We start from the raw sequence: 19,874 nt of genomic DNA on the forward strand, positions 1-19,874 counted from the left end.
AATGGTGACAGTGACAACCCAGCCCTGCCCGGAAACCAAGTACAACATCAAGTGTCCGTACGTAAGAACGCCACGATTTGTGGTGGTCCACAACACCGGCAACGACGCCCCCGCCAAGAACGAGGCCGCCTACATGCAGCGCAACGACCGGGAGGTCTCCTTCCACGTGGCGGTGGACGACCGGGAGGCTTTGCAGTGCCTGCCCTTTGGCCGCAACGCCTGGGCCAGCGGCGACGGCCGGGGGGATGGCAACATGTACGGCATCCACATCGAGATCTGCTGGTCCCTCAGCGGCGGGGATCGGTTCGCAAAGGCGGAGCGCAACGCCGCGGAGTACATCGCGGGCCTGCTCAGGCAGTACGGCTGGGGGCTGGCGCAGGTCAGAAAGCATCAGGATTTCGACGGAAAATACTGCCCCCACCGGACCATGGACCTGGGCTGGCAGCGGTTTTTGAACATGGTGAAATCGGAGCTGGACAAGCTCCAGAAAAAGGAGGAACCGGAATTGACACAAGCGCAGGTAAAGGAGATCGCGAAGAAGGAGGCCGCGGCGGAGTTCGCCCGCCAGAACCCCGTGTACAACACCATTGACGAGGTGCCCGACTACTGGCGGGAGGACGTCCGCTGGCTCATGAACCGGGGGATTCTCCGGGGTAACGCCAACGGCAAGCTGGGCCTCTCCCGGAGCGAATGCAAAGCCGCCGTGCTGGTAAAGCGCGGCCTGGAAAAGGCGGGGGTGGCGTGATGGACTTCTCCAAGAAGCTCATTTCGGACATCCGGTGGCTGCTGTGGGCGGTGACCCTGGGCGGGCTGCTGCTGGCGGCCTACTGCATCCGCAACGGCTACGTGGGATCCCTGCCTTGGCTTTCGGCGATGGTGGGCCTGCCCTGGACGGCCCACGGGGTGGTGTGCAGCTTCTACCTCAACATGGCGAAATCCGACCATAAGCAGGGCGGGATCACCTTCGAGAGCGCGAAAGCCAACCGTTTTGACCATCATTTGGAAGGAGGAGCAGCCCGTGAATGATTTTTTGACCACCCTTTTGCAGGCGGTGATTGTGGCCGCTGTGCCCGTGTGCGCCGCGTTTATCGGGCAGGCGGTCAAGGCGCTGGCCGCTTACCTTGGCCGGAAGTCTGACAGCGACATGGCCCGCAAGTACCTGGAAGCCGCCGCCAGCGCCATTTCCACCGCCGTCACCTACACCAGCCAAACCTATGTGGACGGGCTGAAAAAGGCCGGCGCGTTCACCCCGGAGAACCAGCGGGAGGCCCTTGAAATCGCCCTGGGGCAAGCCCAGAGCCTCTTGACCAAGGAGGCCAAGGCTTTCCTCAAAGAGGCCTACGGCGACCTGGAGGCCTACCTCAAGAGCCGCATTGAGGCAGAGGTGCGCAACCAGAAAACCGCTCTGCCCGTCCTGGCGTAGGGGCAGAAAATCCGCCCTCTATCCGTTGGCGGAGCGGGATTGAGAATTGACGGATCCCCCGGAAAATGCTATCCTTATAGGAAAGGAAGGATGTGCAAAAAATATGAAAAAGCAAAAGGAAGAAGAAACGATTAATATCAGCACCCCGGAATCGCTGGCTTCTGAAATGTACCGGGAGCTGAAAAAGGTGAATCAGTTTAAAACCACAGTGATTCTCTGGCTTTGCGGAATTATTCTGGCTCTGGTAGCGGCAATGGGCATTTTGAGCTGGTATCACATCCACATGTGGAGCCAGTTCGACACCGTGGTGGTGGATACCGGCGAGGGCGGCGGAAACGCCAACTACATTCAGGGAGATAACCAGGGAGGAGTGTACAACTATGGCGAAGGTGACAGTGAGAAAGCGCCGGAAGGGCAAGTCCCGGGGAACCCGGATTAGGCGCAAATAGGCGGGGAGGGCTGCGTGAATATCAAAACGGAGTTTACCCAGCCGGAGTGCGACCGGTTCCGTCGGGAGTGCAATTTCTCCGACGAGGAGCGGGCGGTGTTCGACCTGCGGGTGAAGAACAAGACCGTGGTTCAGATCCAGCTTCTGCTTGCGGAGCAGAACCTGCCCATGTCGGAATCCACCATTAACCGCAGAATCCGGAGCATCAAGAGGAAGATATATAAGATCATGTAGAAATAGTATGGGGCCTCCGCCGCCACAGAACGGCGGCTACGGCAAGACCTTGGGGCTTTGCCCCAAAACCTACAAGGGGCCTAACGCCCCTTGACCGCGCAATGTGTTTCATTGGGGCGCACATAGCCAACCAGGGGAAAAGTTTCGTAGACTTCGTAAAACGAAGTCTTACCTTTCTCAAAGGTGGTGGAGGCCGTAAACATCGCCCCCAAAAACACGCGCCTGCAAATTTTTGACAGAAAAAGGAGAGAAACCCGATAGGGCGACTCTCTTTTTTTGTGCCATAATAGAGATAGAAGGAGGGCGGGGGCACACGCGGAAACCGCCCCCATGAGAAAAATGAACTATGCCTATTATAACCCCAATCCCCAGGGGAAGGCCGTGGGGGACTGCGCCGTCCGGGCCATTTCCAAGGCCCTGGGCCAGACCTGGGACGAAACCTACGCGGGCCTCTGCCTGGAGGGATTCCTCCGCAAGGACTGGGGGAACGCCGACAATGTGTGGGGCCACTATCTGAAAGCCCACGGATTTGTCCGAAGCTGGATCCCCGACGACCGCCCGGACTGCTGCACGGTGGAGCGGTTCGCGGCGGAAAACCCAATAGGAACATACGTTTTATCTATGCCGGGGCGGCATGTGCTGACCGTTGAGGACGGCGTGATCTATGACAGCTGGGATTCCCGAAATGAGATCCCCGTGTATTTCTGGGCGAGGCGGGAACCGCCCGCCGACCGCAGCACCAGAGCTTAAGGAGGTAACTGAAATGGCTTATCAGCCCTATCCATACGGCGGATATTCGCCGGGCCCATACTACTCCGGACCTGTGCCGGACCAGCTGGCCCAGCTGCGGCAGAACCAGCAGCTGCAGGCCATGCAGCTGCTGCCTCCCCAGCCCCAGATGCCCCAGCCCATCCCGGGCCAGGCCGTTCAGCCGGTCCAGCAGATGGAGAACGGGGGAATTATCTGGGTGCAGGGCGAGGCCGGGGCCAAGGCCTATATGGTGGCCCCGGGGAACACGGTCCCCCTGTGGGACAGCGAGGCCCAGAGGATCTTTCTGAAATCGGTGGATATGTCCGGAATGCCCTCCATGCGGGTGCTGGACTACACCGAGCAGGGAGGCGCGGCCCAGAAGCCAGGCCCCGTGCCGCAGATTGATCTGAGCAATTACATCACCCGGGATGAGCTGGACATCATCCTGGGGGAACGCCTGAAGCGGCCCTCCAGGGCCCCGCAGAAAAAGGAGGAAGCAGACCATGAGTAATCCCTTGTATCAGGATCTTGGGCCCGCTCAGGGCCAGCAGGAGGGCCCCGCAAACATGATGCGGGCCTTTCAGCAGTTCATGAAGCAGAACCAGGGGAAAAACCCCAATGAGATGATCCAGCAGCTGCTCTCTTCCGGGCAGCTGAACCAGCGGCAGCTCAACCAGGTCCAGCAGATGGCAAAGCGCATCGAAGGGCCTCTCAGCAGCTTGAAGGGAATGTTCGGGTTCTAAATTTGTGCATACAGTCTGGCCAGACTTTGCAAATATATCAAAAAGGAGAATTTTATATGTCTCTTGGAAATGAAAGCGGCGGCGTGCCCGCCGTCATGAACGTGACGCCTACCGGCGGCGGCTCCAACTGCAACGGCGGCTGGGGCGGCGACTGGGGCGCGTGGATTATCCTGTTCCTGATCTTCGGCATGGGCGGCTGGGGCGGCATGGGCGGATGGGGAATGGGCGGCATGATGGGCGGCTATCCCGTGGAAGCCATCCTCCAGCGCAGCCTGGACACCCAGACCACCATCAGCAAGCTGGACGGCGTGAACCAGGGCATCTGCGACGGCTTCTATGCCCAGAACAACGCCCTGAACACCCTGGGCATGAACGTGATGCAGGGCTTCCACGGTGTGGATAACGCCGTGTGTAACCTGGGCAATGCCATGCAGCAGGGCTTCAACGCCACCCAGGTAGCCATGCTGCAGGGCGACAACGCCACCCAGCTGGCGATTCTGCAAGGCAACAACGCTCTGGCCTCTCAGCTGGCCAACTGCTGCTGCGAGAACCGGGCGGGGCAGGCCGACATCAAGTACCAGATGGCCACCAACACCTGCGCCGTGCAGAACACCATCCAGAGCACCACCCGGGATGTGATCGATAACCAGAACACCAACGCCCGGGCCATTTTGGACGCGCTGAACCAGAACTACATCCGCACCCTGGAGAGCGAGAACCAGAGCCTGAAGCTCTCCGCCTCTCAGGCCCAGCAGAAGGCCGCCATCGGCGCGATGATCTCCGCCAGCGAGGCCACCATCCTGCGCCGCACCGGCGCGGAGTGCCCCACCCCCGCCTATGTAGTGCAGCCCCCCACCCCGGTGAACTTCCCCACCAACTGCTGCGGGCAGTTCGCGGGCTGGAATAACGGCGGCTGCGGCCAGTGCGCCTGATTTTCTGGCTAATTTTTTCCCCGAATAACGGGTGATTATTTCGGGGAGTGGTTGTTGCAAAAATCGCAACGGCCACTCCCTTTGATTCAAGGAGTGGTTTTTTGAATATTGAGCATCTGCCCACCGTGGCCGATATGAAACGAGGTGCAGGCAATGGCATGTAAACCTGTTTGCAAGCTCTGCGACCACCTGGTGATTTCCCAGGCCGTCACATTTGCCGGGGGCAACCTGGTGATCAATCTGCCCGCCGGAAGCTACAACAACCGGGAGAAATACTGCATCGTTGTGGCCCAGGCCATTCCGGATACCGCCACGATCAACGCTCCGGTTGTTTTCACCATCGGCACGGGGACGGAGCAGTACCCGCTGACCAACCGCTGCTGCGCCCAGGTGACCGCCTGCGGGATCCGTACCCGCACCCGGTACTCTACCGTGGTATCCACCAGCGGCACAGGCGGCACGTTCCGCCTGCTGGGCAGCGCCTCCCCCTGCCCGACAAATAATCTGCCCAGCATCAACGGGACGGCTCCCGCCGCGCCCACCGCGCCTGCGGCATGAAAGGAGAATTTAGCATGGACAACCTGAAAGACAAGCTGTGGGACGAGCTGGAAAAGATCGACCGGAAGGAAGAGCTGAACCCGGGAGACCTGGAGCTGGCCCACAAGCTCACCGATACCATCAAGAACATCGACAAGATCTGTATACTGGAGGAAAGCGAGGGGTACAGTCAGGACGGCGACTGGACCGCCGATATGCGCGGAAGCTATGGAACCGGCTCCAGCTACGCCAACCGGGGCAAGCATCTGGTGCGGTCCCACTATAGCCGTGACGGCGGCTCCCATGGCGGATATAGCTCCCGGCGGGGCGGCTCTCGCGGCGGCCGGGGCGGCTATAGCCGGGACGATGGCCGCAGTGAGATGATGGAGCATCTGGAAAAGGCTCTGGATTCAGCGTCCGAAGAGGACCGGGAGGCGGTTAAGCGGTTCATAAGGCAGCTGGAGAGTGCCTGATAGGGGGAAGGACCCGTGCTGGATATCAGGGAAATCGAGTATTGGATCTCCAAATATGAGCGGGAAGCGGATAAGCTGGACCAGTGCGTTACTCTTTCGGCGCTCTATACCATTCGGGACCGGCTGGCCGGAGAGGGTCAGCGGCCCCCGGAGGAAAGGCGGGCCGTCCCGCAGGAGCTCCCCTTGGAAGCGGAGCAATATGGCGAAACCGAATTCCTGCGGACGGTTTCCCGAAAGGACCCGGGCGCGGCTTGGACGGTAATGGACGAGCTGATGGAAACCCTGCAGGTGATGAACCCCAGAATTTATGCCAGTGTAATGAGAAAGCTGCGAATCTTGTAATTCAAAGACCCATCCCAGCGTATAGCAGGACGGGTCTGATTTTTTTTCCATAGCGCGGTTTGCCTGTGGGTAGGGGAAAAACCGCCCTCCGCGCAGCAGCGGGTGCGGCTGGCAATCATCGCGGCTCTTGAAAAAAAGCCCGCCGACTTTGCCGCGTTCCTCCGATTGATGGAGGAGTCCGGCTTTGCCGTCAAGCGCGGGCGGGGCGGCGTGGTGTCGTTCCTCGCGCCGGAGCAGGACAAGTACACCCGGCTCCAGGCATCCACCCTTGGCGCGGGCTTTGACCCCGAGGACATCCGGGCAGTGATCGCCGGGGAGCGGCCCCTCCCGGAGCTCCCCAAGAACGCGCCGCCCCCGGCCCGGCAGGTGGGGCTTATCATTGACATCCAAAAGCGCATGGCAAAAGTTCGCGGAAGCGAACTTTCGGGCAAGGGCCCGGCTTATGAACGGTGGGCCAAGGTTTACAACCTCAAACAGATGGCCGCCGCCCTCCAGTTCTTGCAGGAGAACAATCTGACCGACTATGACGCGCTGGCGGCAAAGACCACGGCGGCGGTTGACCGGGCCCACGCGCTGGCCGGGGAGCTCCAGACCACCGAGGCCGCCCTCTCCAAAGTCTCCGGGCTGATGGGGGCCGTGGTGGACTATGCAAAGGCCCGGCCCGTGTTTGACGGCTACAAGGCGGCCCGGGCCGCTATGAATGAATTGCTGGGCGGTGAAAAGCTCCCCAAAATGGACGCGCTGAAAAAACAGCGGCGGGAGCTGGCAGACAGGAAAAAGGCTCTCTATGCTGAGTACCGGCAGGCCCAGCGGGATATGCGGGAGGCTGTGGCGGTCAAGGCCAACATCGACCATCTGCTCGGCCTTACGGACGGGCGCACCGATAAGGAACAGACGCGATAGCGGCGGTGACGCAGCCAATCTCTTTGGGACATTTTGTCCCAAAGAGCCGGGTTTGGGGAGGCTCCCCAACAAGCATTTTTGCGGGCCTGCGGCCCAGCAAAAATTTCGGGTGTGGCCACACCCGAATTGCTTGCCGTTTGTGCGCTCCCCTATACATGGCGCGAAAAAAAACGGAGGTCGCGCTTTTCCTTACGCTCCCTCCGTCTCTCTGGCTTTTCTGATACCCTCTGCGGCTCCCTCTATGATGATAAGCTCCTTTTCGTCCATTCCGTTCAGCATCCGGTCAATATGTTTCCGGCGCTCACTCTCGCCGCCCAGCTTGTCCGGGTAGAAAAATTCATCTACGGAAATATCAAAAAGGGTGACGAGCTTGTAAAAGGCATTGAGGCTGGTGTGCTGGCCCCGATTTTCAATATACATGATGGAGCGCGGGGTGAGGTCTACAAGCTGGGCCAAGTGCTCCTGCGTCCAGCCTTTAGCTTTTCGTCTGCGCTTGATTTCTTGGCCCAGGGCATGACAGTCCAGGCGCTTTTCGTATTGGTACATTTTCACATCACCCCTATATTATTTTACATTTCGGGGCGGAATATGAGAACGAAATAAAATTTTATATTTTAGTAGTATTTGTTTTCACTTTTTCTGCGTGAAATTTTTACATTTCATAGAGTGATTTGCTATTGACCTATTAGGTAAAAAGAGGTATAATGATGTTGACCTAATAGGTTAATCTTTTGCAAACGGAGGAACACACAATGTCTATTAAACTATTGGAGTTAGATCCACAAAGGCGGGATGCTATTCTAAATTCGGCATTAAAAGAATTTTCTATGCAAGGGTATGATAATGCATCGACCAATATCATCGCTAAAAATGCCGGGATTTCTAAGGCCCTAATGTTTCACTATGTAAGTAACAAACAAGAACTATTTCTTGTCGTATATGATTACTTTTCCGAACTTATCAGAAAAGAGTATTTTGAATTGATGAATTACGAAGAACGCGACATTTTCACTAGACTGCGTCAATCGTACTTTTTGCAGATTAAAATGTCTGAAAAATATCCTTGGATTTTGGACTTTAATAAGCTATCACGCCCCACAAATTCCGCTGAGGTAAACGAAGAACTTGAAAGTCGAGCACATAAAGAAAAATCGAGTTGCTACCCAAAATTGTTCGATAACATAGATGAAACCAAGTTTAGAAAAGGGTTGAACATAGAAAAATGCAAGCAGCTTATCTTTTGGTCTAATGTTGGATTTGCTGACCAGCTATTAGAAAAAATTCGAGAGCAGAAAAGCGCTGTTTTGGATAGTGCTACCATTATTTCTGAACTTGATGATTATTTTGTTGAACTACGGAAAGTTTTTTATGAAATCAGCGATAAATAAGGCTAGGGAATATCCCATAAAGTTAAAAAGAAAACAGCACATCAGTGTTGCAGTGATAATTTGGATTGTCTTTTTTTCGATTGTATTTGACGTAGGCGAAAAGCATTATAATGGAGGAGATGAAATGGAAACAGCACAGGAACCAATCGTTGTAGCATTTCCTTTAAGGGGTGAATGGCTTGCACCAAACACTCCTGGCACAAAAATTCCCAGTCACGGCACAAACCAATTAGGAACAAGATATGCTTTTGACTTTGTGCAAGTAGATTGGAATAGAACAGGTTGGCCAGCATATCGCACAAGTTTTTTGCGATACCTTTTTTCGGGTATTCCATTAAATCAATATTATTGTTGGGGACAAGAGGTATATTCACCTTGCGATGGAGTTGTTGTCCAAGCTCAAGATGGATATGCGGAAAATTCTAAAACAAATTTATTTTCAGATACGGTTAATGCGTACAAAAACGCACATTATTTTAATCCCGAAAGAGATGATATACAATCTGTTGCCGGAAACTACATTATCATAGACTGTGGCAACAATGTATATGCCGCTCTCGTTCATCTTCAAACAGGTTCTATTCAAGTTTCTGTTGGTCAAAGTGTAAAGACGGGGGATGTAATAGGTCGGGTCGGTCATTCAGGTAACTCGTATGCACCGCATTTGCATTTTCAGCTTATGGACAGTAGCGACATAACGATTGCTAATGGATTACCTTGTGCCTTTGAGGAATATGAAGTTTATCAAAACAACGAGTGGAATGTCATACAAAACGGTATTCCTACAAGCACAGATAGGATACGCTTTGAAAAAACAGACTGAGAAATAGGAAATTAGGACTGCATAGCATAAAACATCCGCCCAACGGGAAATAAAAAAACCGTTGTTGCGGCGGCTGATTATCTGCGCGCCAAAACAAAATACAGTAGCCTAACGGCGGTTTTGAAATAACAAATTTCAAGCCGCCGTTTTCTTTTGAAAAAATAGAATACGGAGGGTGTATTAAGGTCGCCCATTTTTAAGGACACGGCGGTATCCGGGAGGTATCGTTGTGTCCTTATTTACTGTTCGACCCCCTAACCTGTTAAAAAAAGCCCACCGCCTAAATGGGAGCAGTACGGCTATGAACATGAAATATACCAGTATATAAATGAATATATAACTTCGTGCGTCTGTGCGGCCTTGTGTCGCCCAGGCGCTTTTTTGTACTTTGGGACAAACAGTCCCAAGGTACGGGACGGTTCTCCCGGGTGCCGCTCCCCGCCGCCCTCCATATCGTTTCCCGGCAACCCAACCACAAAAAACGATATGGAGGTACATATAATGACTATCATCAACTTGCGCGACTTTTACTACTGGTACACCCAGGACGAATATATTGAGGTTACTGACGATGTGGCCGAGGCGCTCCAGGCCAGCGTCCGCTACGAGGCGGCCTATACCGAGCGTGTCCGCTACAACAAGGCATACTATTCCTTGGATGCGGATGACGGCATCGAGTATTCCGCCTGCCTGCACGAGCTCACCCCGGACGAGGTTCTGGAGCTCAAGGAGCGGTTTATCCGTTTGTGGAACGCGCTGAACAGCCTGCCGGAAACCCAAGGCCGCCGGGTGGACGCTCACTTTATCCTCGGCATGACCTACCGGGAGATTGCCCAGGCCGAGGGCGTGGATAAGAGCGCGGTGCGTCGCTCTGTCCTGAGCGGCATCGCGCAGATGAAAAAATATCTGCAAAAAAATTTCTGATTGCCGTCTCCATTTGCTCCACTTTTCTGGTGGTATATGAGAGGAAGTTTTTTCTTCTCCACAACTGAATAGCGGGCGGCCCCGAGTGAATACGGGGAGCCGGGCGGCGGGTGCGCGGTGACTTCTCCCACGGGAGGACGAGCGACCAACACCACCGCCGCGTGTGGGGAATTTGCCAGCCCCACGGCCACGATCCGCGAGGGACAAGCTGGCCGCTTGCCGCTTGAGGCCGCCGCACAAAACAAGGAAATGCCGGGCCGCTACCTGCTGTCTTTTGACGGGCCAAACATACGGGCCCGGCGTTTCCATTTCAAACAAGTTCGAGACAAATTGTCCCAAGGTGAGGACAGGCCAAAGGGCAGCACTTTCGCGGTGCTGTCCTTTCGCGTTTCCCCACCAACCCAAAACGCAAAGGAGGTTTTACCGTGAAACTGACCGCACAAGAGCTGGAACAAATGAAAAGCGTGGACATCGGCGCGGTGAGCGCGGATGCGCTGGCTGACGTGAGCGGTATGGCCTTTGACCGCACCCTCCCCCGGGAGGAGCGGCTGGCCCGGTTTGTGAGACGGGCCGTCAATCCGTACTGCTTTAGCGTGGGCGGCGTGGGCGTGAAAATTGAGTTTGCCGAGGGCGGCCCCTCCCTCCAGGATACGCTGACCGCCTTTCTTATCCGGCAAAAGAGCGGGCTGTAACTGCTGTTGCGGCCTGCTCCCACTTCGAGACAAAATGTCCCGAGGCATCGGCATCCTTGTCGATACCCCGGAACAGAGTTATAATATAAGTGTAATGTGATAGGGAAGGAGGAACAATGGCACGAGCTAAAAACAGAGGGTATCAGCAGACTTTAACCCCTACCGATACAATCCGGCGCTGGCGTTTAGGCGCATACATCCGCCTTTCCAAAGAGGATTTGAAAAAGGGCAAGGACGACAGCAACAGCGTGAAGAACCAGCGCGACCTGCTGGGGGATTTCTACCGGCGGCACATGAACGAATTTGAAAGCGCGGTTGAATATGTGGACGATGGGCACACCGGGACGGATGCCAACCGCGAAAACTTCCAGCGGCTCTTGGCCGATGTGATGAGCGGGAAAATCAACTGCGTGATTGTGAAAGACCTTTCCCGGTTCGCCCGGAATTACAGTGACGCGGGGAGTCTGATTGATAACTTGTTTGTGCAGATGGGCGTCCGCTTTATCTCCCTTGCGGAGAACGTGGACAGCTACCTAAACCCCGACAGCGTTTCAAACATTATCGTTCCGATAACTAACGTGATGAACGATAACTATTGCTACCAGACCTCAAAGAAAATCCGGCAGGTTTTTGATTACAAGCGGCGCAACGGCCAGTACATCGGCTCTTTCGCTCCCTATGGCTACATCAAAGACCCAAAGGACAAGCACCAGCTTATTGTGGATGCGGATGCGGCTGAAATCGTCAAGCGCGTTTATTCCATGCTCCTGCAAGGCTCGTCTAAAAGGGCCATCGCGCTGTATCTGAACGAACACGGCACACCCAGCCCCACGGCCTACCGCCGGAAAAAGGGCCTGCCCGTTTCCTCGGCTGTGGCGGACGACCCCATGTGGGGAGCCCGCATGATACATGAAATCCTCACCAACCCCATCTATACCGGGGATTTGGTACAGGGCCGCCGCCGGGTGAAAAGCTACAAGGTACACCAGATTGAGGCTGTGCCGGAGGAAGAATGGGTGCGCGTCCCCGATACTCACGAGGCCATCATCACCCACGAAACCTTTGACAAGGTGCAGGCCCTGCTGGTACGCGATACCCGGACATCCCCCAAAGGGCGGGAGGTTCACTTGTTCAGCGGTTTTCTGAAATGTGCGGACTGCGGGAAATCCATCACCCGCAGCCAGAGCGGGAAAAATATCTATTACGCCTGCTCCACTTACAAGAACCGCTCCCGGACGGCCTGCTCCATGCACTCTATCAAGCACAACCGTCTGGAGGCCGCCGTTCTGTTCGCTATCCAGTATCAAGTGAACACCGCCGTTTCCTACTCGGAATTGATAGCCCGTATCAACTCGGCCCCGCTGAAAAAAAGTCAATCCCACCGCCTTAACGACCAGATAGCCGCAAAGGAAAAGGAATTGACCCGGATAACCCGCTACAAGCAGTCACTGTATCAAGATTGGAAAGACGGGGAGATCACCCAGCAGGAATACCGGGATATGAAAGCCGATTATGAACGGCAGGCCGCCGAGCTTGCGGATGTGCTGGCCCGGCTGAACGCGGAACGTGCGGAGCTGGCAAACGGCGTTGACAAGGAACACCCCGCGCTGGTAGCCTTTGCAAAGTATCAAAGCATCGAAACGCTGACCCGTGAAATCCTCACGGACTTGGTAGACCATATCAAGGTTTACGAAAACGGCAATATCAGCGTTCATTTCAAGTTCGCGGACGAGTTCCGCAAGATTGCCGAGTACATTGAAATCAACACCACCGATACCGCCGAGGCGGGCTGACCCCCGCCAAAAGCAAAAAACCTTTTGACAGTGTGTTTTCCTAATAGGAGTTAATCATACGAGGTGAAACTTAATGCCAAACTATGAAAAGCCCTTGGGAGACGCTGTCAGAAAGGCCAGGGTCATGCTTGACCTCACACAGCGCAGCTTAGCAGAAAAACTCGGTGTCGATGAGCGAACAATTCTAAATATCGAGAGTTACCACAGTAACCCGGAAATGAAGAATCTTTTCCCGTTGGTTAGGACGCTTAATATTGATCCTTGGGAAATTTTCTATCCGGAACTCGAACAGGAAAATCCATCATTTAGACAACTGCGAATAGAACTGAAAGAGTGCAGCGATGCTGAGATCGCCGCACTGATTCCAGTTGTTGAGGCCGCGCTCAACATTGTAAAAGCGAAACGGGGCAAAAAGGTCTAATCCACGTTCTTGCCCGGTTCATTATTTACAACCATTTTAAGGTTGATTACGCCAATTTGGATGCTTCTCTTGCATTTCGGGCAGTAGAGCGGGAAGTTCAACAGAACTGTATCCGGGTTAACTTTGGTATGCGTTTTGGTCCTGCAGACGGGGCAATGAATCCAATGTTCCTCTTTCTTTTTGTCTATATTTACACCTCCTGCGGCGCTGGCTCTGTATCTGGTAACTGGCTCGGGCCGCTTTTTTCTAAAATATAGCGGGTAAAAGTGGAGTACAGGTGGAGTTGAGGGGGAGTTTCAATAGAGTTTTTCAATGGTAGTGCGCGCCGCAGGAATAAAAAAAGGAGTACAACCATCTTCGAAACGGTTGCACTCCTTCATTTTTCCCTTTTTAAGAAAGGCGGACTATAAAGCGCACCCCACCCTCTGTATTGTTAATGTCATATGCCATCCTATGCTGATCCAAGATCGTTTTAACAATATACAGCCCCAGCCCGCTGCCACCGGTCTTTCGGTTGTGGGAGGACTCCACCCGATAAAACGGCTCGAAGATGCGCTCCAACTCACCCTCTGGTATGTGTCCGGTGTTGAGGACTTCCAGTACGTTCTCTCTCAGCGATACCCTGATGACAGAATTATTTTCCGAATGGATGACCGCATTCCCAATAATATTTGACACAGCTTTTTCCAGTAAATCGCGGTCGCCCACGCAGGTGCATTCATTGAGGCCAGCTATCAGCTGCTGCCCCTTATCTTCTGCCAGCCCCTGCCATTTCCGGCAGCAGGACTGGACGAGGGCGGTCATGTTTACTTCAGCCTTGTTCAAACTGAAATCACTGCCTGCCATCCGGGAAACGGACAGAATTTCCTTGACCAGATTCTCCATCTCTTTTATAGTCCGCATAGAGCATCGAAGGTGCTTGTCCCTGTCCTTATACTCGCCAACCTGATAAATCATCCCCTCCAACTCGCCTTTCAACACAGTAATAGGGGTTTTCAACTCGTGGGACACTGCCCGGAAGAAGTCCATTCGTACTTTCTCCTGTCGGTGTTCCTGCTCAATATCCTCCTGCAATTTGGCGTTGGCGGTGGTTAACTCCCGGAGCGCGATATCCAAGCGTTCGGCCATAGTGTTGAGGTTCCTCGCCAGTATGCCCACTTCGTCCGTGCGGGTAGTATCGCACCGCCACGTCATGTCCAGCGCGGCAAGGCGCTTGGAAATATCGCTGATCTTCAAAATCGGTTTCGCAAGAAAATGTGTGTACGCACTGGCGGCAATGATGGAGATAGAAAGGATTAGCAGGCTGATAATGGACAGCAGATTCCAGAACGCTTTGGTAAGCTGATTCACCAGCCTGCCGGATATGGTAACGGAAAGCTGATAGGTTTCTTCGCCAATTTTCAAATTTGCGGTAGCGGTCTGAGCAGGCTGCTTTTCATCCGATGTGGATCCTTCTCCAAAGGTGACAGTATTTAGCTTTCCGCTCAGCGTGGCGACAGCATTGTGGTTCAGGCAAAATTCATAGATATGGTTTATGGCGTCATCCACAGTACCGTTTTCCAATTCCGTGACCAATCGGCCCATCTGTTCCGTGTAGCCCATAGTCTGCTGTGAACGGTAGCTGGCTGGCATGACCGCCGTGACAATTCCATAGAGGAGGAAACTGACAGCAAATAGCAGAATGGTCAGTGAGAGGAATATTTTCATCCATAGGCTGTTCTTAATGGTTTTTATCAATGCGATATCCCACCCCTCTTATAGTTTCGATACAGTCTACCCCCAGCTTTTTGCGGATATTTTTGATGTGGGTGTTGATGATTTTATCATCTCCCAGATAGTCATAATTCCAGATAATATCCAGCAGCTGCTCCCTGGTGAATACCCGGCCCTGGTTCTCCATCAGCAAGCGCAGGATGTCAAACTCCCGGGCGGTCAAAGTTATTTCTTTACCCTCAACAAAAACCTTATAGTTTTCTGTGTCCAACTGGACATTTTGATAGGCCAGCACACTGCTTTTCTCTCCAGCCTGGGATCTCCGCAGCACAGCCTCTATCCGTTTCAAAACCAGCGGCATGGAAAAGGGCTTTGTGATATAATCGTCCGCCAGCAGATCAAAGCCTTTTAGTTGGCTGTCCTCATCATCCAGAGCGGTCAGCAGGATAATAGGCGTGCTGCTCTCATTGCGGATCATCTCGCAGACCGAATAGCCGTCCAGCCGGGGCATCATGATATCCAGCAGCACAAGGTCAAAGCTGTCCTTGTGAAAGGCGGCAATACCGTCCATACCATCATCTGCCAGTGTGGCCTGGTACCCGGCGTCCTCCAAAAATATTCGCAGGATATTTTGGATGGACGCTTCATCTTCTATAACTAAAATATGCTTTTCCATCTGATTCGCCTCCCTTAGATAGTGTCTACACAAGGTAGAGGAATTGTGATAGAATGGAAGCATCAAAAAAGACAGGAGAGGAAAAGATGGATGCTTCTTATCACAGACACGATATAAGCGATCAGGTGTGGTCGTTGCTGGAACCCCATTTGCCAGGACAACGAGGACAGTGGGGAGGGATTGCCCAGGATAACCGTCGCTTTATCAATGCGGTGTTTTGGGTATTGCGGACCGGAGCGCCCTGGCGAGATTTGCCTCCCGATTACGGGAAGTGGGGCAGCGTTCATCAGCGGTTCATCCGTTGGCGCAGAAAAGGTGTTTGGGAAAAACTTCTGGAAATTCTGATCGACGAACCGGATTATGAATGGCTGATGATCGACGCCAGCCATATCAAAGTGCATCCCCAGGCGGCGGGGGGCGAAGGGCGGCAATCAGGATATGACCAGGACAAAAGGGGGCTCAACACCAAAATACATCTGGCCGTGGAGGCGAATGGTATGCCAGTCCGAGTGCTTATTACAGAAGGTACCCGAGCGGATTGTAAAGAAGCTGTCCACCTGATAGAGGGTATTTCTGCGGAGATCTTGCTGGCAGACCGGGGCTATGACACAAATGATATCCTGGCCTATGCGGTTTCAGCTGGGATGGAACCTGTGATTCCGCCCAAGAGGAACCGCAAAGAACAGCGTGACTATGATAAATATCTCTATAAGCTGCGTCATTTGGTAGAAAACTGCTTCCTTACCCTGAAACGTTGGAGAGGTATTGCTACTCGTTATGCTAAGACCTCTGATGCCTTTATCGCTGCGGTACACGTCCGTTGTATCGCTATTTGGGCTGCTATTCGTGCTTAACTTATGTAGACACTATTTAGTACCCGTCTTTATTATATAGCATGATTGTGGAGCTGAGGTGGAGAAACTCAATATTTCTCTCGGGTACAAGGAATTGTACCCTTATTTTATGGGCAAATCAAGCTATCAAATGTTAAGAATCGAAAACTCTATCAAATCTACCCTTTAACTCCACCGCAACTCCATCTTCACGGCGTATGATTGGATTATTCCACACAAGGAGGTCGATAAAATGAATTTGTGGAAACGGGCCTGCCTGTATTCCATACGGAAAAAGGGCAAGACGATCACGCTTCTAGCGTTTCTGCTGGTCATGGCAACAATGATGCTGACCTGCCTGTCCATCCAGTCCGCCACAAAAACCGCAAACGCCAACATCAAAAAAGCTCTGCTGGGGTATTTTACCATCAATGCGAAGCATCTGAAAAGCGGTATCCCGGAGGATACGGTGAGCAGCATTCTCGCCATAGACGGCTTGAGCGGCAGGTACACCCTGCGCTCCTATTCCCATGCAAATTACTATGACACGGGTGGAAAGCTGCTGGAGATCAGCACCGAGGGCGCGGCCCAGGTGCCGGAGGGGTACGAAAATGCCGGTAAGATCGTGGCGAACTCCAATTCGCAGGAGGACAGCTATTTCACAGATGGGGGCTTCGTGCTAACCGGCGGCAGCGCCGTCACCGCCGGAAGCAGGAATGAGGTGCTGATTCACGAGAAATTTGCCCAACGCAATGGGCTGGCTGTGGGCGATACCATGCTGCTGGGAAATGTATCGGAGAACGCCCATACAATCCCGGTGACGGTGGCTGGAATCTTTACCAACACAAAGGAGCAGGATTCCATTGGAATCGCGCCATCCTACGATCTCTATGACAACATCGTGTTTACCGACCTCTCCACCGCTTCTTTCCTGCTCTATGGTGATGGCGCGGCCAGCAGCCAATACGGAGACTTCTATGTGAATGATCCGGACGATCTTGACCGTATCATGACTGAGGTGCAGGAACTTCCAGGAATGGATTGGGAAAGCTGTACGTTGACCCGCTATGACAACGACTATCAAAACGCGAAAGAATCTCTGCGAAGTCTGCAAAACATTGTTTTTATTGCGATTGCGGTAGTGTCTATCATCTGTCTCGCAGTGCTGTCCCTGTTCCTGACGCTGCGGCTGCGGGGGCGTATTCACGAAACAGGCGTCTATCTGGCAATAGGCGTGTCAAAAGGCTCTGTACTTATGCAATATCTGCTGGAAGTGATTTTGGCGGCAGCTATCGCCCTGCTTCTTTCCTATGGTGTCAGTTCGGCTATATCCAATCAGATCGGGAGCTGTCTGCTGTCCCAAGTGACTACGGAAACCTATGAAGCAGTAGATTTGACCGGGAACTCTGAAAGCGGTGGAGAACCTGCCGAGGATTTGGGACTGTCGGAGATCATGGTGGCGGTTTCGGCAAAGGACTACCTGACCGTGTGGGCCTTCGGCATGATACTTTGCACGGCATCCACCGCCTTGGCCGCTTACCCGGTCATGAAGATGAAGCCCAAGAGCATTTTGTCACAGATGAGTTAAGGGGGCGCACAATGAATTTCATCACACGAGCGGTCTTGTATACCGCAAGAAAATGGAAAAAGACCCTGCTGCTGTTCTGCCTGTTGCTGGCAATCACCACTCTGGTTCTGTCCGGGCTTGCCATAGCAGATGTTCAGGAGGAACAGGCCGAGGAGGTCAGGGGAACGACAGGAGCAAGTTTTACCGTCAGCCGTAATACTGCGACAGGTGGCTGGAGCAGTGATAGAGGCGGCTCATTCAGCACGCAGGAATACCTTACGGCTGACAAAATGGAAAGCATCGCTGCTATCAATGGAATAGAGGGTTACAACGCTTCGATCCGCACCATTCTATGCCTGTCTGATCGTCGGGGGCAATGGCTGGAACAAATGGAACCTACAGGTTATGCGATTGTTGACTGTCAGTTTTACTCTTATAGCTGCATCAATTCAAAATACCATTCTCTTTTCCTGTCCGGGGCTTTGGTTATGTGCGAGGGGAGGACGATTGATTCCTCTGTTAAGAATGGAATCGTTATCAGTAAAGATATTGCGGATAAACATAATCTTAAAGCAGGCGATACCATCCAGGCAGTCAATAACCCTCTATCCGATGACAAAACAATGGATTTGGAAATTGTTGGTTTATTTGAAGTCGTGGCGGATAAAACAGACGAGCGCAACCATTACAACGAATCTTCTTACTACGAGTATACGAACAATGCCTTTGTCAGTGAAGCCGCCATGAAGAAGCTGTTGGAAAATTACACAGATGTGGGCTATGCCTCCGCGGATTTCTTTGTTTCCGACCCGGAACGGCTTGAAAGTATCCTCCATGAGGTGCAAAAAATCAATACAATCAACTGGAACAACTTTCTTATTACAGCCAACGATGAAGTGTACCAAAATATCTCCAGCGCCCTTTCTGACACAGGTACTCTGATTACTACCTTAATTGTTGTCATTACCGCCGTGAGCATGGTGCTGATGATTCTTATTCTATCCATGTCCGTTCGCAGCCGGAAAAGAGAAGCCGGAATCTTGCTGGCGGTTGGTATCGCCAAACCTGTGGTTGTTCTCCAATATCTGCTGGAAGTCCTGTTGATTGCAGCGGCAGCGTTTCCTCTGGCCTATCTGTCCAGCAAACAGGCAGCTGGAACCTTGGGAACACTGTTCGGCAAAACGGCTGAACACATCATCGTTACATCGGAGCACTTTATGCTGGTTGTTGTCGTGGGCGGCGTCCTATTGGTGACAGCAGTGTTAGCATCCTGCATCTCCGCCATGCGGTTGAAGCCGAAAACAATCCTGTCACAAATGGAATGATTTTACGAAGAAATGAGGTAGCCTTATGAATATCATGGAAATCCAAAATGTGCAATATGCCTATGACGGCAAAAAGAAAGTCCTGAAGGGCATCAACGCTCAAATGGAGCTGGGCAAGATGTACGCAATCCTCGGCCCCTCCGGGTGCGGCAAGACCACGCTGCTGTCCCTGCTGGGTGGTCTGGACAGCCCCTCCAGTGGTCAGATTTTGTACCAAGGAGAGGACATTGCAAAGACCGGCCTTGCCGCTCACCGGCGCAGTCATGTGGCGTTCATCTTCCAGAGTTACAACTTGATCGACTATCTGACCCCTATGGAGAATGTAGCTTTGACATCCAAACTGCCGCCGCTCCCCATTCTGGAGCAGTTAGGATTGACCGCAGAAGAAGCAAAGCGGAATGTGCTAAAGCTGTCCGGGGGACAGCAGCAGCGCGTAGCTATTGCCCGTGCTCTGGCCAGCGACGCGAAAGTTATCCTTGCAGACGAGCCGACCGGGAATTTGGACGAGGACACGGCTGCTGAAATCACGGCCATCCTCAAAGACAGCGCCCATAAATCCGGCAAGTGCGTGGTGATCGTGACGCACTCTAATGAACTGGCGAAAGAGGCTGATGCAGTCTTTCAGCTAACAAAAGGGGTATTAAAATTAAGTAAGCTTTAATCACTATATTCTATCTGCTTGTATTTCTTTTTCACTTGGGTAGTTCACTAGACCTGACATGGTGACAGGTACCGCCTTTCACCGAGAGGGTATAGCCCCCTCTTGGCGGGAGGCGGTTTCTTTTTCACAGTTTAATTAGCAACCCCTGAATTTTTTGCCATTATACAGCCATTTATTGGACTTACAACCCTATTTTCAGGGAACTGTGGACTTAGCAGCCCTATCTTATTTTGCAATCCCGAAAGCCCATACTCCCTTGAAACGACCGGCGTT

26 protein-coding genes and 1 pseudogene are annotated in these 19,874 nt (G+C 53.0%); 23 read left to right on the top strand and 4 right to left on the bottom strand.

Annotation, left to right across the window (positions count from 1 at the left end):
* Window position 1: 1 nt before the first annotated feature.
* The 13 genes and pseudogenes from D7X94_RS08720 to D7X94_RS08780 form a co-directional block, all read left to right on the top strand.
* On the top strand, window positions 2-745 hold the full coding sequence (locus tag D7X94_RS08720; RefSeq protein WP_120427342.1) for a peptidoglycan recognition protein family protein: 744 nt from the start codon (window positions 2-4) through the stop codon (window positions 743-745).
* The gene (locus D7X94_RS08725) at window positions 745-1,026 is read left to right on the top strand and encodes a hypothetical protein (RefSeq protein ID WP_243111233.1); all 282 of its coding nucleotides are present in this window, start codon (window positions 745-747) and stop codon (window positions 1,024-1,026) included. Before D7X94_RS08720 ends, D7X94_RS08725 begins: the two co-directional genes overlap by 1 nt.
* Window positions 1,019-1,423 carry a hypothetical protein gene (locus D7X94_RS08730; protein WP_120427344.1) on the top strand — a complete coding sequence of 135 codons (405 nt, stop codon included), beginning with the start codon at window positions 1,019-1,021 and terminating at the stop codon, window positions 1,421-1,423. Before D7X94_RS08725 ends, D7X94_RS08730 begins: the two co-directional genes overlap by 8 nt.
* 103 nt (window positions 1,424-1,526) lie before the next feature.
* On the top strand, window positions 1,527-1,862 hold the full coding sequence (locus D7X94_RS08735) for a hypothetical protein (protein WP_120427345.1): 336 nt from the start codon (window positions 1,527-1,529) through the stop codon (window positions 1,860-1,862).
* A 24-nt stretch (window positions 1,863-1,886) separates the two neighbouring features.
* The gene (locus tag D7X94_RS08740; RefSeq protein WP_120427346.1) at window positions 1,887-2,105 is read left to right on the top strand and encodes a hypothetical protein; all 219 of its coding nucleotides are present in this window, start codon (window positions 1,887-1,889) and stop codon (window positions 2,103-2,105) included.
* A gap of 330 nt (window positions 2,106-2,435) precedes the next feature.
* Complete coding sequence (locus D7X94_RS08745) at window positions 2,436-2,855, top strand: hypothetical protein (RefSeq protein ID WP_243111234.1); 420 nt, start codon at window positions 2,436-2,438, stop codon at window positions 2,853-2,855.
* Window positions 2,856-2,868: 13 nt separating this feature from the next.
* Window positions 2,869-3,366 carry a hypothetical protein gene (locus D7X94_RS08750; protein ID WP_120427347.1) on the top strand — a complete coding sequence of 166 codons (498 nt, stop codon included), beginning with the start codon at window positions 2,869-2,871 and terminating at the stop codon, window positions 3,364-3,366.
* A complete protein-coding gene (locus D7X94_RS08755) occupies window positions 3,359-3,598 on the top strand; it encodes a hypothetical protein (RefSeq protein ID WP_120427348.1) in 240 nt (79 codons plus the stop codon). The genes D7X94_RS08750 and D7X94_RS08755 overlap by 8 nt, the downstream gene beginning before the upstream one ends.
* A gap of 56 nt (window positions 3,599-3,654) precedes the next feature.
* Entirely contained in the window at window positions 3,655-4,530 is an 876-nt protein-coding gene (locus tag D7X94_RS08760; protein WP_120427349.1) for a hypothetical protein, read from the top strand.
* A 153-nt stretch (window positions 4,531-4,683) separates the two neighbouring features.
* A complete protein-coding gene (locus tag D7X94_RS08765; protein WP_120427350.1) occupies window positions 4,684-5,088 on the top strand; it encodes a hypothetical protein in 405 nt (134 codons plus the stop codon).
* Window positions 5,089-5,102: 14 nt separating this feature from the next.
* Window positions 5,103-5,540, top strand: a complete 438-nt coding sequence (locus tag D7X94_RS08770) for a hypothetical protein (protein ID WP_120427351.1) — start codon at window positions 5,103-5,105, stop codon at window positions 5,538-5,540.
* Between the two features lie 15 nt (window positions 5,541-5,555).
* Entirely contained in the window at window positions 5,556-5,882 is a 327-nt protein-coding gene (locus D7X94_RS08775) for a hypothetical protein (protein WP_120427352.1), read from the top strand.
* Window positions 5,883-5,948: 66 nt separating this feature from the next.
* Window positions 5,949-6,785, top strand: a pseudogene (locus tag D7X94_RS08780) (relaxase/mobilization nuclease domain-containing protein); the annotation flags it as partial.
* Between the two features lie 189 nt (window positions 6,786-6,974).
* Here D7X94_RS08780 and D7X94_RS08785 read toward each other — a convergent pair.
* A complete protein-coding gene (locus D7X94_RS08785; protein WP_442857895.1) occupies window positions 6,975-7,337 on the bottom strand; it encodes a helix-turn-helix domain-containing protein in 363 nt (120 codons plus the stop codon).
* Between the two features lie 200 nt (window positions 7,338-7,537).
* On the opposite strand from D7X94_RS08785, the gene D7X94_RS08790 reads away from it, so the two are divergent.
* The 6 genes from D7X94_RS08790 (at window position 7,538) to D7X94_RS08820 (ending at window position 12,826) form a co-directional block, all read left to right on the top strand.
* Window positions 7,538-8,173, top strand: coding sequence for a TetR/AcrR family transcriptional regulator (locus D7X94_RS08790; RefSeq protein WP_120427353.1), 636 nt, complete (start codon window positions 7,538-7,540; stop codon window positions 8,171-8,173).
* Entirely contained in the window at window positions 8,154-8,996 is an 843-nt protein-coding gene (locus D7X94_RS08795) for a M23 family metallopeptidase (RefSeq protein WP_243111235.1), read from the top strand. Before D7X94_RS08790 ends, D7X94_RS08795 begins: the two co-directional genes overlap by 20 nt.
* Window positions 8,997-9,497: 501 nt before the next feature.
* On the top strand, window positions 9,498-9,920 hold the full coding sequence (locus D7X94_RS08800; protein ID WP_120427354.1) for a sigma-70 family RNA polymerase sigma factor: 423 nt from the start codon (window positions 9,498-9,500) through the stop codon (window positions 9,918-9,920).
* A 425-nt stretch (window positions 9,921-10,345) separates the two neighbouring features.
* Complete coding sequence (locus D7X94_RS08810; RefSeq protein ID WP_016316805.1) at window positions 10,346-10,612, top strand: DUF6870 family protein; 267 nt, start codon at window positions 10,346-10,348, stop codon at window positions 10,610-10,612.
* A gap of 116 nt (window positions 10,613-10,728) precedes the next feature.
* Window positions 10,729-12,405 carry a recombinase family protein gene (locus D7X94_RS08815; protein ID WP_120427355.1) on the top strand — a complete coding sequence of 559 codons (1,677 nt, stop codon included), beginning with the start codon at window positions 10,729-10,731 and terminating at the stop codon, window positions 12,403-12,405.
* Between the two features lie 73 nt (window positions 12,406-12,478).
* Window positions 12,479-12,826: a helix-turn-helix transcriptional regulator gene (locus tag D7X94_RS08820; protein WP_120427356.1), complete on the top strand. Its 348-nt coding sequence runs from the start codon at window positions 12,479-12,481 to the stop codon at window positions 12,824-12,826.
* Here the strand turns inward: D7X94_RS08820 and D7X94_RS08825 are convergent.
* From D7X94_RS08825 to D7X94_RS08835, 3 genes are all read right to left on the bottom strand, one after another.
* Window positions 12,823-13,014 (bottom strand): cysteine-rich KTR domain-containing protein, encoded by a 192-nt coding sequence (locus D7X94_RS08825; RefSeq protein WP_120427357.1) that lies wholly within the window; start codon window positions 13,012-13,014, stop codon window positions 12,823-12,825. The two genes, D7X94_RS08820 and D7X94_RS08825, sit on opposite strands and share 4 nt — an antisense overlap.
* 202 nt (window positions 13,015-13,216) lie before the next feature.
* The gene (locus D7X94_RS08830; RefSeq protein ID WP_120427358.1) at window positions 13,217-14,563 is read right to left on the bottom strand and encodes a HAMP domain-containing sensor histidine kinase; all 1,347 of its coding nucleotides are present in this window, start codon (window positions 14,561-14,563) and stop codon (window positions 13,217-13,219) included.
* Window positions 14,547-15,215, bottom strand: a complete 669-nt coding sequence (locus D7X94_RS08835; RefSeq protein WP_120427359.1) for a response regulator transcription factor — start codon at window positions 15,213-15,215, stop codon at window positions 14,547-14,549. Before D7X94_RS08835 ends, D7X94_RS08830 begins: the two co-directional genes overlap by 17 nt.
* 86 nt (window positions 15,216-15,301) lie before the next feature.
* Between D7X94_RS08835 and D7X94_RS08840 the strand changes: the two genes are divergently transcribed.
* The 4 genes from D7X94_RS08840 to D7X94_RS08855 all read left to right on the top strand — a co-directional run bounded on the left by D7X94_RS08840 (window position 15,302) and on the right by D7X94_RS08855 (window position 19,601).
* On the top strand, window positions 15,302-16,069 hold the full coding sequence (locus tag D7X94_RS08840) for an IS5 family transposase (RefSeq protein WP_120427425.1): 768 nt from the start codon (window positions 15,302-15,304) through the stop codon (window positions 16,067-16,069).
* A gap of 232 nt (window positions 16,070-16,301) precedes the next feature.
* Window positions 16,302-17,636, top strand: coding sequence for an ABC transporter permease (locus D7X94_RS08845; RefSeq protein ID WP_120427360.1), 1,335 nt, complete (start codon window positions 16,302-16,304; stop codon window positions 17,634-17,636).
* A gap of 11 nt (window positions 17,637-17,647) precedes the next feature.
* Window positions 17,648-18,940, top strand: coding sequence for an ABC transporter permease (locus tag D7X94_RS08850; RefSeq protein ID WP_120427361.1), 1,293 nt, complete (start codon window positions 17,648-17,650; stop codon window positions 18,938-18,940).
* A 25-nt stretch (window positions 18,941-18,965) separates the two neighbouring features.
* Window positions 18,966-19,601 carry an ATP-binding cassette domain-containing protein gene (locus tag D7X94_RS08855; protein ID WP_120427362.1) on the top strand — a complete coding sequence of 212 codons (636 nt, stop codon included), beginning with the start codon at window positions 18,966-18,968 and terminating at the stop codon, window positions 19,599-19,601.
* The last annotated feature ends 273 nt before the right edge of the window (window positions 19,602-19,874 follow it).

It is taken from the genome of Acutalibacter sp. 1XD8-33 (genome assembly GCF_003612555.1).
In the GTDB taxonomy this organism is placed as follows: domain Bacteria; phylum Bacillota; class Clostridia; order Oscillospirales; family Acutalibacteraceae; genus Acutalibacter.